We start from the raw sequence: 14,846 nt of genomic DNA, 5'->3' as shown, positions 1-14,846 counted from the left end.
AAGGTGCATCCGTTCCGTAACGCTAACCGTTAGTGCTACGTTTCGCCGCATGAAGAAAGTGAGCTTCGCCGAGTTCGGCGGTCCGGACGTTCTGCAACTCATCGATGCCGAGGAGCCCCACGCGGGCCCCGGCCAAGTACGCGTCGCCGTGCGGGCGGCGGGCGTGAACCCCGTCGACTGGAGGGTCCGTGAAGGCCAGGTCCTGGGGGCCCATCCGACCGAATTGCCCGCCGGGGTCGGGCTGGACGCCGCCGGGGTGGTGGACGAGGTCGGCGAGGGCGTCGACGGGGTCGAGGTCGGCGACCACGTGTTCGGCGAAGGCTCCAGCACTTATGCCGAGTTCGCCGTGCTGTCGGCCTGGGCCCGTATGCCCGAGGGGCTGACGTTCGAAGAGGCCGCCGGGTACCCCTCCGTGGTGGAGACCGCGCTGCGCATCCTCCGCGAGGTCGGGGTGGAGGCCGGACAGACGCTGCTGGTCAGCGGCGCGTCCGGGGGCGTCGGCTCTGCGGTGCTGCAGATCGCCCGCGACCGCGGCATCACGGTGATCGGCACCGCCGGGGCCGCGAACCAGGACTATCTGCGGAGTCTGGGTGCCCTCGCCACGACGTACGGCGAGGGCTGGGGCGAGCGGGTGCGGCAGCTCGGCCATGTCGACGCGGCCCTCGATCTGGCCGGCTCGGGCGTGATCCGCGAGCTTGTCGAGCTGACCGGGGATCCGCAGAGGGTGATCTCCATCGCCGATCTCGGTGCGCCTGAGTTCGGCGTCCGGTTCTCCGGCGTGGCCGGGAGCGTGCCGGATGCGCTCGCCGAGGCCGCCGGCCTCATCTCGCGGGGAAAGCTCCACATCCCGGTCGAGAAGTCGTACCCGCTCGCCGAGGCCGCGGCGGCGCACATCGACAGCCAGGCCGGCCACACGCGCGGGCGCCGGGTCATCGTCGTCTGAGCCGCTTCCTCCGCGGCTGCACTTCCCCGCGGTTGCACGACCCGAGTGAACAGCACCCGTCCGCAGGCACACGCGCTGTCGGGTGCCGCGGCCGACGCGTCGGAGACCGCCCTCGTGACCTGCGGCTTCTTCTTCCGCTGTCTCATGGCGTGTCGGACACCGGAGTCTCAGCTTCATATCGCTGCCTCGGCGGTCTGCCCTGATCGGAGCAGACCGCCGAGCTTGTGACCTGGGCTGTCGTGGACCTTCCGAGTCAGCTGCCCGCAGATCTCCCAACTGTGCGGTTGCCAGGCGGTTTGGGGGCGAGCGCGGTGTCAGGTCGGCGTGCGGGCACAGGTCAACGTCGCCGGCCGAAGGTCTGATCGTGGGCTGCCGAAGCGGAACTTACGTAGAAACCTCCGGGTATGTGACACGCTCGATCGCGCTGTGCGGCCGAGGAGCTTTTCCAGGTCCCGGCCGGACGGGCGGATCAGCGCAGTCCGGCGAAGAGGTCGTTCTCGGGTACGGCCGCGCCGGTGGCGTCCTTGACACGTACGAACGTCTCCATGCCCATCAACTCGCCGAACCGCTCCTTGCCCATCTTGAGGAAGAAGATGTTCTCGCCCTGACTGGCGTGCGCGGCCAGCGCATCGAACTTTTGACCGCTGAATGCGGTGGTGTCCACCCACGTGGTGATCTCGTCGTCGGGGAGGCCGATCTCGGCCATCGCGGCGGCCTCGGCAGGATCCGGCTCCGGCATGTCCGGATGGAACTCGCGCATGATCTCACCGAACCGCTGCATCCCCGAGCGGGGCATCGTCGTCCAGTACACCTTCGGTGTCAGCGCGGTCATCTCCAGCGCCGCCATCGTGATGCGGTGGGCCTGAATGTGGTCGGGGTGGCCGTAGAAGCCGTTCTCGTCATAGGTGACGACCACGTCGGGTCGGTAGTGCCGCATGAGTTCGGCGAGTCGGGCGGCGCCTTCCTCCACGGGGGTCTGCCAGAAGGATCCGGGGGCGTCGTTGCTCGGCCAGCCGATCATCCCGGAATCGGCATAGTCCAGCATCTCCAGATCGCTGATCTTCAGGGCGTCACAGCTCGCCTCGAGTTCTTGACGGCGTATCAAGGCGACGGCCGCCGGATCGTGCTCGGGATCGCCCGGCTTGGCGCCCCCCGGTCCGTCACCACAACCGCCGTCGGTACACGTCACGAGAACCGTGCGGATGCCCTCCGCCGCGTAGCGCGCGAGGACTCCTCCGGTCGAGGTGGCCTCGTCGTCGGGGTGGGCGTGTACGGCCATGAGCGTCAAGGGCCGGTCAGTCATGAAACAGTCCTCCTGCAGAAATACGTCTTGGTCCGAGTGCGCGGCGTGCGTACCGCGATCCCGAGGCCCGAATTCCGGCAGGCGACAACCTTGTGGTCTCCGTGTTCCCCGCCCGTGCGGCGCCGGTGCCTCGGCTGATGCAACAGCGCCGGTCGGGCCGGCTGTTCCCGGCGCGGCTGGTTGGCCTTCCAGGCGTCGGCGTTTCCACACGAACGACGTACAAGCGCGACCTGCACGTCTCAACGACACGTCGGATCCGACTTCCGCCCGGCACCAGCTGTGAGATACCGACCCGGAATTTGAGGCCCTCCACCGATTTGAGGACCTCCACGCGCCCGGGTCAGGTCTGGGCCATGTCCACGAAGCGGGAGTAGTGGCCCTGGAAGGCGACGGTGATGGTCGCGGTGGGACCGTTTCGGTGCTTGCCGACGATGATGTCCGCCTCGCCCGCTCGCGGGGACTCCTTCTCGTAGGCGTCCTCGCGGTGCAAAAGGATGACCATGTCGGCGTCCTGCTCGATCGAACCCGACTCACGGAGGTCGGAGACCATCGGCTTCTTGTCCGTACGCTGCTCAGGGCCACGGTTCAGCTGGGAGAGCGCGATGACCGGGAGCTCCAGCTCCTTGGCGAGCAGCTTGAGGTTACGGGACATGTCCGAGACCTCCTGCTGGCGGCTCTCGACCCGCTTGGAGCCGCCGGACTGCATCAGCTGCAGATAGTCGATGACCACCAGCTTCAGGTCCTGCCGCTGCTTGAGGCGGCGGCACTTGGCCCGGATCTCCATCATCGAGAGGTTCGGCGAGTCGTCGATGAAGAGGGGCGCGGCCGAGACGTCGGGCATCCGGCGGGCGAGCCGGGTCCAGTCCTCGTCCGTCATCGCGCCGGAGCGCATGTGGTGCAGCGCCACTCGCGCCTCGGCGGACAGCAGACGCATCGCGATCTCATTGCGGCCCATTTCGAGCGAGAAGATGACGCTCGGCATGTTGTGTTTGATCGAACATGCCCGGGCGAAGTCCAGCGCGAGCGTGGACTTACCCATCGCCGGACGGGCCGCGACGACGATCATCTGGCCGGGGTGCAGGCCGTTCGTCAGCGAGTCGAGGTCGGAGAAGCCGGTGGGTACGCCGGTCATCTGGCCCTGGCGGGAGCCGATCGCCTCGATCTCGTCGAGCGCGCCCTCCATGATGTCGCCGAGCGGGAGGTAGTCCTCACTGGTGCGCTGCTCGGTGACGGCGTAGATCTCCGCCTGCGCGCTGTTGACGATCTCGTCGACGTCGCCGTCGGCGGCGTATCCCATCTGCGTGATCTTGGTGCCGGCCTCGACGAGCCGTCTCAGAACCGCCCGCTCGTGGACGATCTCCGCGTAGTACTCGGCGTTCGCCGCCGTCGGCACGGACTGCACGAGGGTGTGCAGATACGACGCGCCACCCACCCGGCCGATCTCGCCGCGCTTGGTCAGCTCGGCGGCCACGGTGATCGGGTCGGCCGGCTCGCCCTTGGCGTACAGATCGAGGACGGCCTGGTAGACCAGCTCGTGCGCCGGGCGGTAGAAGTCGTGGCCCTTGAGTACCTCGACCACGTCGGCGATGGCGTCCTTGGAGAGCAGCATGCCGCCGAGCACGGACTGCTCGGCGTCCAGGTCCTGTGGCGGGACCCGCTCGAAGCCGCCGGACCACCCGCCACCGCCGTCCTCGCGGTCGAACCGGTCCTCGCGGCCGCGTCCCTTGCCGTCGTTCCGCCGGGAGCGGGCGGGCAGCCGGTCACCGGGGCCGGAGTCGGCCCAGGGGTCCTCCGTGGGCTGCATGGGCTCAGGCACGCTCACCACGCCCACCTCCTCCCGTCCGCGACGCGGACCTTGCTGTGCCCTTCTTTCTTACGGCACGGCTCTGACAATCGAGACACCCGACTCCGCTTACGGCGCGACGAGTTCGGATGAATCCAGGGACCGACACGGGGAGGGGACGCCGGACAACGGTAGGCCGCCGGGGACCGTCCGCCAATCTGGTTATCCACAGGCCGTGTGGATGATTGCCCCCAACCTGTGGAGAACTCCCCGGTTCCTGTGCACGGCGCGGGGGAAATCAGTGTGGACAAACACACAATCACCCCTGCCTGGCACCTCTGACCTGCGGCTTCTTCGTCCATAGCCTGTGGGGGAGAAAAACTTCGGCAACCTGTTCAAGATCGCGGCATTCTCCCTGGAGAAGAGCATCTCGGACCCCGAGAGGTAAGGGTCACAAGCTAGTTGTGTCTCTTACCTGTGGAAGATTAGATTGGGTGCATGACACAGGCTCCCGCGAAGCCCCGGCGCACCGGCCGCAGGCACGACCGCGAGATCATCGCACTCGCTCTCCCCGCGTTCGGCGCGCTCGTCGCGGAACCCCTCTTCGTCATGGTCGACAGCGCCGTCATCGGCCACCTCGGCACTCCGCAGCTTGCCGGGCTCGGCGTCGCCGCCGCCCTCCTCACGACCGCCGTCTCGGTCTTCGTCTTCCTCGCCTACGCCACCACAGCGGCCGTCGCCCGCCGGGTCGGCGCCGGTGATCTCTCCGCCGCCATCCGTCAGGGCATGGACGGCATCTGGCTCGCCCTCCTGCTGGGCGCCGCCGTGATCGCCGTCGTACTGCCCACCGCTCCCTGGCTGGTCGACGTCTTCGGGGCGTCCCCCACCGCCGCTCCGTACGCCACCACCTACCTGCGCATCAGCTCCCTCGGCATCCCGGCGATGCTCGTCGTGCTCGCCGCCACCGGCGTGCTCCGCGGTCTGCAGGACACCAGAACCCCGCTGTACGTCGCGATCGGCGGCTTCACTCTCAACGCGGCCCTGAACATCGGCCTGGTCTACGGCGCCGGCCTGGGCATCGCCGGCTCCGCCTGGGGCACCGTCATCGCCCAGTGCGGCATGGCGGCCGTGTACCTCACCGTCGTCGTACGCGGTGCCAAGCGGCACGGCGCCTCGCTGCGCCCCGACGCCGCCGGCATCCGCGCCTCCGCACAGGCCGGTGTGCCGCTGCTGGTGCGTACCCTCTCGCTGCGTGCCGTCCTGATGATCGCGACGGCGGTGGCCGCGCGGCTCGGCGACGCCGATGTGGCCGCCCACCAGATCATCCTGACCCTGTGGTCGCTGTTGGCCTTCGCGCTGGACGCGATCGCCATCGCCGGCCAGGCCATCATCGGGCGCTATCTGGGCGCGGGGGATGTGGACGGGGCGAAGGCCGCCTGCCGCCGCATGGTCGAGTGGGGGATCGCCTCCGGAGTCGTACTCGGCATCCTGGTCGCCCTGGCCCGGCCGCTGTTCATCCCGCTGTTCACCGCCGACCCGGCCGTGAAGGACGTCCTGCTGCCGGCCCTGCTGGTGGTCGCCGTGAGCCAGCCCGTCTCCGGCATCGTCTTCGTCCTCGACGGCGTACTGATGGGCGCGGGGGACGGGCCGTACCTGGCCGGGGCGATGCTCGTCACGCTGGCGGTCTTCGCACCCGTTGCGCTGGCGGTACCGGCGCTGGGCGGCGGGCTGACCGCGCTGTGGTGGTCGATGGCGCTGATGATGGCCGTACGCATGGTGACCCTGTGGATCCGTACCCGCTCCGGCCGCTGGATCGTGACCGGCGCGGCCCGCTGACGACGCACGGGCGGTACGCACCGACGAGCGGTACGCACCGACGGTCGCCGCGCCCACCGGGCTGCGCGACCGGCTCCGGACGACCGAAGGGGCCGCATCCCGGAAGGATGCGGCCCCTTCAGCGCGACTCGGTCACTGGGCCATGGTCAGCGGCTGCTGCCCGCGGCCCCGTGATCAGGCCGTGCGATCGGGCTGCACTCAGGCAGCGACGACCTCGACACCGAGGTTGGCGACAACCTCGGCGTGCAGACGCACGGAGACCTGGTGCGCGCCCAGGGTCTTGATCGGCGAACCGACCTCGACGCGGCGCTTGTCCACGTCCGGGCCACCGGCAGCCTTGATCGCCGAGGCGATGTCGGCCTGGGTGACGGAGCCGAACAGGCGGCCGGCGTCGCCAGCGCGAACGGCCAGCTGAACCTTGACGCCCTCGAGCTGACCCTTGACCTCGTTGGCCTGCTCGACCGACGCGATCTCGCGGATCTTGCGACCGCGGCGGATCTGCTCGACGTCCTTCTCGCCGCCCTTGGTCCAGCGGATCGCGAAACCGCGCGGGACCAGGTAGTTACGGGCGTAACCGTCCCGGACGTCAACGACGTCGCCGGCGGTGCCGAGGCCAGAGACCTCGTGGGTGAGGATGATCTTCATGTTTCGGTCACCCTTCCCTTATCGCGCGGTGGAGGTGTAGGGCAGCAGCGCCATCTCACGGCTGTTCTTCACGGCCGTGGCGACGTCACGCTGGTGCTGGGTGCAGTTGCCGGTGACCCGGCGGGCACGGATCTTGCCGCGGTCGGAAATGAACTTCCGCAGCAGGTTCGTGTCCTTGTAGTCGACGTAGGAGATCTTCTCCTTGCAGAACACGCAAACCTTCTTCTTCGGCTTGCGAGCAGGCGGCTTCGCCATTGTCTCTCTCCAGTGAGTTTCAAGAAGTTTGTGCTGGCGCCCTCAGGCCGCCGGACCACGTTTCACGTGAAACCGCGTTTCACGTGAAACAGCCCCGCGTGTACGTGCCAGACGTACGTGCCTAGAAGGGCGGCTCATCCGAGTAGCCGCCGCCGGAGCCGCCGCCCCAGCCGCCACCGCTGCCACCCTGCTGGCCACCGCCCGCAGGAGCGCTGGTCGCCCAGGGGTCGTCGGCGGGAGCCCCGCCGCCGCCCTGCTGGCCACCGCCGGGGCCGCCGCCCCAGCCGCCGCCACCCTGGCCGCCGCCCTGCGGGCCGCCGCCGAAGCCGCCGCCCTGAGCACCCCGGCCGCTGGTCTTGGTGACCTTGGCCGTGGCATTGCGCAGGCTCGCGCCGACCTCGTCGACGTCGAGCTCGTAGACCGTGCGCTTCACGCCCTCGCGGTCCTCGTACGACCGCTGCTTCAGGCGGCCCTGCACGATCACGCGGGTACCCCGCGTAAGGGACTCGGCGACGTTCTCCGCCGCCTGACGCCACACCGAGCAGGTCAGGAACAGGCTCTCGCCGTCCTTCCACTCATTGGTCTGACGGTCGAAGGTGCGGGGAGTGGACGCGACGCGGAACTTCGCGACCGCCGCACCGGACGGGGTGAAGCGCAGCTCGGGGTCGTCGACAAGATTGCCGACGACCGTGATGACGGTCTCGCCTGCCATTAGGGGAACCTCTCGGCGGGTGTGCTGCTGGCTGCTGTGTTGCTACTCGAACCCGATGTCCGCTGAACGCTTACGCGGTCAGTGGGTCTCGGGACGGAGGACCTTGGTCCGGAGGACCGACTCGTTCAGGTTCATCTGACGGTCGAGCTCCTTGACGACGGCCGGCTCGGCCTGGAGGTCGATGACCGAGTAGATGCCCTCGGGCTTCTTGTTGATCTCGTACGAGAGACGACGACGGCCCCAGGTGTCGACCTTCTCGACCTTGCCGTTGCCCTCACGGACGACGGAAAGGAAGTTCTCGATCAGGGGGGAGACAGCGCGCTCCTCCAGATCGGGGTCGAGGATGACCATCACCTCGTAGTGACGCATGTGGAACCCACCTCCTTTGGACTCAGCGGCCACGGTCGTTCCGTGGCAGGAGGGTCGTGATGCGTTCCGCACCCCGTCCGTACAGCGAATGCAGACAGACAAGGGCGCAGACCGTACAGAGTACCTGCCTGAAGGCTTCCGGTTGAAATCACGCCACCGATCCCCCCAATCTGGAACACAACGGGTGTGAGCGGCGTTACAGTGCGCCGCCCTGTCAACGGAGGTGCCGCATGGCACATGCAGTACAGCCCCAGAAGTCCCAGCACGGCCCGCTCTCCCTGCTGAACAGCGACGGCAAGGCGCACCCCCTCGAGAACGCCCTCGCCGCGGTGACGCTGGTGCTGGGCCTCGTCGCCGTCATCTCCGCCTACTTCACCCACCTGCACCTGCTCAGCTCCTGGGCCGGTCTGATCGGCATCTGCACGGGTGCCTGGGGACAATTCATCTCCGTGACGACCGGGGAACGCTTCCTGCTGATCATCGGCCTCGGCGCGTCGGCACTCGGGTTCTTCCTCGGCATGGCGCACGGCGGCCTCTTCGGAGGCGTGCTGGGCTAGCCGCACGGATGACGTACGGACCCGTGCGTCCGTAGGCCCAGACGGGGCGCTCCCTTGGCGCAGTAGGCTTCGGCGCGAGAGCCGGAGCCCCGACCACGGGGACAAACCTGCCGAGGAGCGCCCCGCATGACCCTGACCCTGAGGACCATCAGTCGAGAGCAGCATCTGGCGTACATCCAGAGCCTGCCCGCGGCCAGTCACATGCAGGTCCCGGCCTGGGCCGATGTGAAGTCCGAGTGGCGCTCCGAGAGCCTGGGCTGGTTCGACTCCACCGGTCAGCTCGTCGGCGCCGGTCTGGTCCTCTACCGACAGCTGCCCAAGATCAAGCGGTACCTCGCGTACCTGCCCGAGGGCCCCGTCATCAACTGGTACGCCCCGAACCTGGAGGACTGGCTGCAGCCGATGCTCGCGCATCTCAAGCAGCAGGGGGCCTTCTCCGTGAAGATGGGCCCGCCGGTCGTCATCCGCCGCTGGGACGCCGCCGCGATCAAGTCCGGCATCCAGAGCCCCGACGTCAAGCGGCTCCGGGACGTCGAGGCCACCCACATCGAGCCGCGTGCCTTCGAGGTCGCCGACCGGCTGCGCCGCATGGGCTGGCAGCAGGGCGAGGACGGCGGCGCGGGCTTCGGTGACGTGCAGCCCCGCTACGTCTTCCAGGTGCCGCTGGAGAACCGCTCGCTGGAGGACGTCCACAAGGGCTTCAACCAGCTGTGGCGCCGCAACATCAAGAAGGCCGAGAAGGCCGGCGTCGAGGTCGTCCAGGGCGGCTTCGAGGACCTCACCGAGTGGCAGCGGCTGTACGAGATCACCGCGGTGCGTGACCACTTCCGCCCGCGGCCGCAGAGCTACTTCGAGCGTATGTGGAAGGCCCTCAACAGCGAGGACCCCAACCGCATGCGGCTGTACTTCGCCCGCCACAACGGAGTGAACCTCTCCGCGGCGACGATGCTCGTCGTCGGCGGCCACGTCTGGTACTCCTATGGCGCGTCCGACAACATCGGCCGCGAGGTCCGCCCGTCCAACGCGATGCAGTGGCGGATGCTGCGGGACGCCTACGCGCTCGGCGCGACCGTTTACGACCTGCGCGGCATCAGCGACTCGCTGGACGAGAGCGACCATCTCTTCGGCCTGATCCAGTTCAAGGTCGGTACCGGTGGGCAGGCGGCGGAGTACCTGGGCGAGTGGGACTTCCCGCTGAACAAGCTCCTGCACAAGGCGCTGGACATCTACATGTCGCGGCGCTGACCGCTCGCCCGCGACGTTCCCCACAGATCCGACGCAGCACAGCAACGAGAAAGGTTCACGGGCCGGCCATGGCGCTCACCCTCTACGTCGACACCGCGCGCTGGCGGGCGCACCAGCAGCAGGTGCTGCAGCAGTTCCCGGGGCTGGTCCCGGTCTGCAAAGGCAACGGCTACGGCTTCGGCCACGAGCGTCTCGCCGACGAGGCGACCCGTCTGGGGTCCGACCTCCTGGCCGTCGGCACCACGTACGAAGCGGCCCGCATCAAGGACTACTTCAGCGGTGACCTGCTCGTCCTGACGCCGTTCCGGCACGGCGAGGAGCCGGTGCCGCTGCCGGACCGGGCGATCCGCTCGGTCTCCTCAGTCCAGGGGCTCGGCGGACTGGCCGGGGCGCGGGTCGTGGTCGAGGTCATGAGCAGCATGAAGCGGCACGGCGTCACGCCGGAGGAGCTGCCGATGCTGGCGTCCGCGATCGAGAACGTACGGCTGGAGGGCTTCGCCATACACCTCCCGCTGGACCGCACCGACGGCACCGACGCGGTCGACGAGGTCATCGGCTGGATGGACCGGCTCCGCAACGCCCGGCTGCCGCTGCACACCATGTTCGTCAGCCACCTCAAGGCCGACGAGCTGCACCGGCTGCAGGCCCAGTTCCCGCAGACCCGCTTCCGCGCCCGGATCGGCACGCGGCTGTGGCTGGGCGACCACGACGCGACCGAGTACCGCGGCGCGGTCCTGGACGTCACCCGTGTGGCCAAGGGCGACCGCTTCGGCTACCGCCAGCAGAAGGCGGCCTCCGACGGTTACCTCGTCGTGGTGGCCGGTGGCACCTCGCACGGCGTCGGTCTGGAGGCCCCCAAGGCGCTGCACGGCATGATGCCCCGCGCCAAGGGTGTCGCCCGGGCCGGCCTGGCGACGGTGAACCGCAACCTCTCGCCGTACGTGTGGTCCGGCAAGCAGCGCTGGTTCGCGGAGCCGCCGCACATGCAGGTCTCCATCCTGTTCGTGCCCAGCGACGCGCCGGAGCCGAAGGTCGGCGAGGAGCTGGTGGCCCATCTGCGGCACACCACCACGCAGTTCGACCGTCTCGTGGACCGCTGACCTGTGCCTTCCGGCCCATGACAACGGGCCCGGACGCCCGGCTCCCCGCCGTGCGTCCGGGCCCGCCGCGTTTCTCCGGCCGACCTGCCGGCGCGCGCCGCTGCCTGTGGTCAGTCCCCGGCCGGTCCCCATTCGACCCGTGCCGCGCCCTCGAACGGGGCGGCGTGCCGCGGTGAGTGGTGCTGCCGCCCCAGCACGAACACGTCGGGCGCCTGGTCCAGGACGCCGCCCGAGGGGTCGTCGGCACCTTCGCGACGCACTGCGTCCCGGTCCGGCAGCAGGATGTCCCTGACCACCAGCGCACACAGGTACAGGGTCCCCAACAGGTGCAGGACGATGGCCAGTTGGTATCCCTCGGGCGGCAGGCCCTGGTGCTTGTCCCCGCTGCCGCTGTACGCGAGGTACAGCCAGATACCGAGGAAGTACATGACCTCGCACGCCTGCCACACCAGGAAATCGCGCCAGCGCGGCCGGGCCAGGGCGGCCAGCGGCACCAGCCAGAGCACGTACTGCGGCGAGTAGACCTTGTTGGTCAGGATGAAGAGCGCGACGACCAGGAACGCCAGCTGGGCAAGGCGCGGGCGGCGCGGCGCGTAGAGCGTGAGCAGCGCGATGGCCCCGCACCCGACGATCATCAGCAGCGTCGCATAGGTGTTGGCGTACTCCAGTGGATTGCCGGTGCGCTGGGAGATCAGCAGCCAGACGGAGCCGAAGTCGATCGGCCGTTCCTGGCTGAAGGTGTAGAACTTCTGCCAGCCGTCCCAGGCGGGCAGCATCACGGGCAGGTTCACCGCCAGCCAGGAGAAGACCGCGCCGCCCGCCACCGCGCCGAACGCCCGCCACTTCCCGGCCCGCCAGCACAGGACGAACAGCGGCCCCAGCAGCAGGACGGGGTAGAGCTTGGCCGCCGTCGCCAGCCCGATGAACACCCCGGCGGCGAGCGAGCGGCTGCGCGACCAGAGCAGCATCGCCACCGCGGTCAGCGCGACGGCGAGCAGGTCCCAGTTGATGGTGGCCGTCAGCGCGAAGGCGGGCGCCAGGGCGACGAGCAGGGCGTCCCAGGGCCGGCGGCGGTGCGTGCGGGCCACGCAGACAGCGATGACGGCGGCGCAGACCATGAGCATCCCGGCGTTGGCCAGCCAGTAGATCTGCTCGCGGTGCTGCATCGTGCCGCCGTGCGGGGTCAGCCACGAGGCGACCTCCATGAACACGCCGGTCAGCACGGGGTATTCGAGGTACTGCATGTCACCGGGCAGCCGGTCGAAGTACGGGACCAGGTTCTCGGCGAACCCGCGTCCGACGTAGAGGTGCGGGATGTCCGAGTAGCAGGCGTGGGTGTACTGGCTGGTCGCGCCGAAGAACCAGGCGCCGTTGTAGCAGGGCAGTTTCTGCACCATTCCCAGCGCGAACGTGCCCAGGGCCACCAGAGCGATGACGCGTACCGGCGTCCACCAGCTCGCACCGAGCAGTACGCGGCGGCCGAACGGGCCGCCGATCAGCTCGCTGCCGGCCGCCGCCACCTCGTCCCGTTGCGTCGGCCGTACGGGCTCGTCCTGTCGCACGCTCGTCATGGGGGTCATCCTGCCGCACGTCCCTGTGCCGGAGACGGCGAAGCCCCCGCCCGGGCATGCCGGGTCGGGGGCTCGTCGTTTCGCATCCGCTGTTTCACGTGAAACCGGTCGAGCGTTTCACGTGAAACAGCGCGCGGTCAGTTATCGAAGCCGTCCGGGCCTCCGAAGAAACCACCGCCGTCATCGCCGCCCGGCGGCTCGGTCGCCGGCGGCGAGGTCTCGCCACCGGGATCACCGGGATCGCCGGTCGGTCCGCCGTTGTCCTGGCCTCCGTTGTCCTGGCAGCCCAGGTCCCAGGGCGAGCAGGTGTCGCTCGCCGACGGGCTGGGAGAGGACTCGCTCGGGCTCTCCGAAGGCGTCTCCGACGGTTCCTCCGTCGGCTTGTCCTCCGTCTTCGTCGGGGTCGGCGTCGGGCTGGCGCTCTCGCCGTAGACGACCTTGCCGATCGGCTGCGGCTGCGGGAACGCCTCCATCGGCTCGCCCTGCATCGCCTGCGTCATGTAGTCGCGCCAGATCTGCGAGGGGAACGAAGCTCCGTGGATCTTCTCCTCGCCGCCGACGCCGTACATCTTCAGGAAGCGCTGCGACTTCGCCTGGTCGTTGACGCGCCACATGCCGATCGTGGTGGCCAGCTGCTTGGTGTAGCCCGCGAACCACGCCGACTTGTTGTCGTCGGTGGTTCCGGTCTTGCCGGCCGCCTCGCGGCCGTCCGGCAGCTGCGCCGCCGTACCGGTGCCCTTCTTGACCACGTTCTTGAGCACGTCCGTGACGTTGTTGGCCACGTTCGGGTCGAAGGCCGTCTTGGTCTTCGTCGGGTGCTTGTAGTAGTTCGTGCCGTCCTTGGTCACCGACTCGACGGAGTACGGGTCGGTCTGCTGGCCGCTGGCGGCGAAGGTGGCGTACGCACCGGCCAGCCGGATCGCACTGGGCGCCGAGGTACCCAGGGAGAAGGTCGGCGTGGTCCGCGCCATGCTGTTGTCGTCCCGCAGACCGGCGGCGATGGCTTCCTGCTTCACCACATCGGTGCCGACGTCCATGCCCAGCTGGATGTAGGGCGTGTTCACCGAGTACTGCATGGCGGTGCGCAGGCTGATGCGGCCCTTGTCCTCATTGCCGTCGTTGGCCTGGTGCCATTCCTTGCCGTCCCGGTCGTGCCAGACGGTCCGGTCGTAGTTGAGCAGCCGCACCTTGTTGTCGCCGTTGTACATGCTGTTCGGCGACACGGGGGTGCGGACGGCCGGGTTGTTCGGGTCCTTCACGCCCTTGTCCATCGCGGCGGCGAGGACGAACGGCTTGAACGTGGAGCCGACCTGGACACCGGTGTAGTCGGCGTTGTTGGTGTAGTGCTCCGTCGCGTCCTTGCCGCCGTAGATGGCGACGATCTTGCCCGTCTTCGGATCGACCGAGGCCCCGCCGAACTGCACGTACTTGTCGACCGCGCGCTGGTCGGGCTTCAGTGCCTGCTTGGAGACCTTTTCGACGGCCTTGGTCAGTTCACCCATCTTCTTCCGGTCGAAGGTGGTGTGAATCGCATAGCCGCCCTGCTTCAGCTCGGCGTCCGAGATATTGGTGTTGGCGGTGATGTAATTGTTGGCGAGGTCGACGAGGTAGCCCTTCTGGCCCCGCAGGTCCATCGCCTTCTTCGGCGGCCGCGGCATGGGGAAGTCGTCGTCGTGGATCTTGGACCGTGCCGCCTTGGAGAGCCGGCCCACCTGGACCTCCCGGTCCAGCGTCCACGACCAGCGCGCCTTCGCCCGCTGGAGGTTCGCGTTCTTGCTCTCCGTCGTGACGTACGGGTCGTAGAGGTTGGGACCGTTGAGCAGCGAGGAGAGGAAGGCGCTCTCGCTCGTGGTGAGCTTTTCGCTGTCCTTGTTGTAGTAGGCGCGCGACGCCGCCTGGATGCCGTAGGCGCCACGCCCGTAGTACGCCGTGTTGAGGTACCCGGCCAGGATCTTGGGCTTGGGCTCCGAGGCGCCCACCTTTATCGAGATGAACAGCTCGGTGATCTTGCGCTTGAGCGTCTGTTCCTGGTTCAGGTACGTGTTCTTCACGTACTGCTGGGTGATCGTCGAGCCACTCTGGGTCTCGCCGCCCATGGCCATCTTGACCACCGCGCGGGCGATGCCCATCGGGTCGACGCCGGAGTCCGTCTCGAACGAGGCGTTCTCCGCGGAGATCACCGCGTTCTGCATCGCCTTGGGGATCTGGCTGATCGGCACGATCTGGCGGTTGAGCTCACCGCCGCCGGCGACGACCATCTGCTTGCCGTCGCCCCAGTAATAGACGTTCTTCTGCACCTTCGAGAGCTTCTGCGCGTCGGGAACGTCGACGTACGCCAGCGCAATGCCCGACAGCCCGAGCACGAACGCGATGAAGCCCAGGCAGCTGCCCAGCACGAGGCGCCAGGACGGCACCCAGCGGCGGGCCCCGTCCTTGCCCGCGCGCGGGTAGTCGATGAACCGCTTCTTGGGCGGGCGGCCGTCACCGCCCGCACCGCCGCCGGAGCGCCGGCCGCCGCGACCCCCAC

The 14,846-nt window shown here is 68.6% G+C and carries 13 protein-coding genes; 5 read left to right on the top strand and 8 right to left on the bottom strand.

Annotated elements, in window-relative coordinates:
- The first annotated feature begins 49 nt into the window (after window positions 1–49).
- Window positions 50–943 carry an NADP-dependent oxidoreductase gene (locus ABT381_RS22915; RefSeq protein WP_351597385.1) on the top strand — a complete coding sequence of 298 codons (894 nt, stop codon included), beginning with the start codon at window positions 50–52 and terminating at the stop codon, window positions 941–943.
- Between the two features lie 469 nt (window positions 944–1,412).
- On the opposite strand, the gene ABT381_RS22910 is transcribed toward ABT381_RS22915, so the two are convergent.
- On the bottom strand, window positions 1,413–2,246 hold the full coding sequence (locus ABT381_RS22910; RefSeq protein WP_351597383.1) for a PIG-L family deacetylase: 834 nt from the start codon (window positions 2,244–2,246) through the stop codon (window positions 1,413–1,415).
- A gap of 340 nt (window positions 2,247–2,586) precedes the next feature.
- Window positions 2,587–4,050: a replicative DNA helicase gene (dnaB, locus tag ABT381_RS22905; protein ID WP_351597428.1), complete on the bottom strand. Its 1,464-nt coding sequence runs from the start codon at window positions 4,048–4,050 to the stop codon at window positions 2,587–2,589.
- Between the two features lie 477 nt (window positions 4,051–4,527).
- Here dnaB and ABT381_RS22900 point away from each other — a divergent pair, with 477 nt between their 5' ends.
- Entirely contained in the window at window positions 4,528–5,865 is a 1,338-nt protein-coding gene (locus tag ABT381_RS22900) for an MATE family efflux transporter (RefSeq protein ID WP_351597380.1), read from the top strand.
- A gap of 198 nt (window positions 5,866–6,063) precedes the next feature.
- On the opposite strand, the gene rplI is transcribed toward ABT381_RS22900, so the two are convergent.
- The 4 genes from rplI to rpsF all read right to left on the bottom strand — a co-directional run bounded on the left by rplI (window position 6,064) and on the right by rpsF (window position 7,846).
- Window positions 6,064–6,510, bottom strand: a complete 447-nt coding sequence (gene rplI / locus ABT381_RS22895) for a 50S ribosomal protein L9 (RefSeq protein WP_031049936.1) — start codon at window positions 6,508–6,510, stop codon at window positions 6,064–6,066.
- An 18-nt stretch (window positions 6,511–6,528) separates the two neighbouring features.
- Complete coding sequence (gene rpsR, locus ABT381_RS22890) at window positions 6,529–6,765, bottom strand: 30S ribosomal protein S18 (RefSeq protein ID WP_003978893.1); 237 nt, start codon at window positions 6,763–6,765, stop codon at window positions 6,529–6,531.
- Between the two features lie 121 nt (window positions 6,766–6,886).
- Complete coding sequence (locus ABT381_RS22885; RefSeq protein ID WP_351597377.1) at window positions 6,887–7,477, bottom strand: single-stranded DNA-binding protein; 591 nt, start codon at window positions 7,475–7,477, stop codon at window positions 6,887–6,889.
- A gap of 78 nt (window positions 7,478–7,555) precedes the next feature.
- Entirely contained in the window at window positions 7,556–7,846 is a 291-nt protein-coding gene (rpsF, locus tag ABT381_RS22880; RefSeq protein WP_003978891.1) for a 30S ribosomal protein S6, read from the bottom strand.
- A 230-nt stretch (window positions 7,847–8,076) separates the two neighbouring features.
- Between rpsF and ABT381_RS22875 the strand changes: the two genes are divergently transcribed.
- From ABT381_RS22875 to ABT381_RS22865, 3 genes are all read left to right on the top strand, one after another.
- Window positions 8,077–8,403 carry a hypothetical protein gene (locus ABT381_RS22875; protein WP_351597373.1) on the top strand — a complete coding sequence of 109 codons (327 nt, stop codon included), beginning with the start codon at window positions 8,077–8,079 and terminating at the stop codon, window positions 8,401–8,403.
- A gap of 126 nt (window positions 8,404–8,529) precedes the next feature.
- The gene (locus ABT381_RS22870) at window positions 8,530–9,648 is read left to right on the top strand and encodes a lipid II:glycine glycyltransferase FemX (RefSeq protein WP_351597371.1); all 1,119 of its coding nucleotides are present in this window, start codon (window positions 8,530–8,532) and stop codon (window positions 9,646–9,648) included.
- A 68-nt stretch (window positions 9,649–9,716) separates the two neighbouring features.
- The gene (locus ABT381_RS22865) at window positions 9,717–10,748 is read left to right on the top strand and encodes an alanine racemase (RefSeq protein ID WP_031049956.1); all 1,032 of its coding nucleotides are present in this window, start codon (window positions 9,717–9,719) and stop codon (window positions 10,746–10,748) included.
- 110 nt (window positions 10,749–10,858) lie between these two features.
- Here ABT381_RS22865 and ABT381_RS22860 read toward each other — a convergent pair whose 3' ends face one another.
- Both ABT381_RS22860 and ABT381_RS22855 read right to left on the bottom strand, forming a co-directional pair.
- Complete coding sequence (locus ABT381_RS22860) at window positions 10,859–12,319, bottom strand: glycosyltransferase family 87 protein (RefSeq protein ID WP_351597367.1); 1,461 nt, start codon at window positions 12,317–12,319, stop codon at window positions 10,859–10,861.
- A gap of 137 nt (window positions 12,320–12,456) precedes the next feature.
- Window positions 12,457–14,846, bottom strand: a 2,390-nt coding sequence (locus ABT381_RS22855; protein ID WP_351597365.1) for a transglycosylase domain-containing protein, incomplete at its 5' end; no start/stop codon positions are given.

Origin of the sequence: Streptomyces sp. NPDC000151 (assembly GCF_040301705.1) — a bacterium.
Classification (GTDB): Bacteria; Actinomycetota; Actinomycetes; order Streptomycetales; family Streptomycetaceae; genus Streptomyces.
Note: the sequence above shows the minus strand (reverse complement) of the source record. Positions and strands in the feature narration are given on the sequence as shown.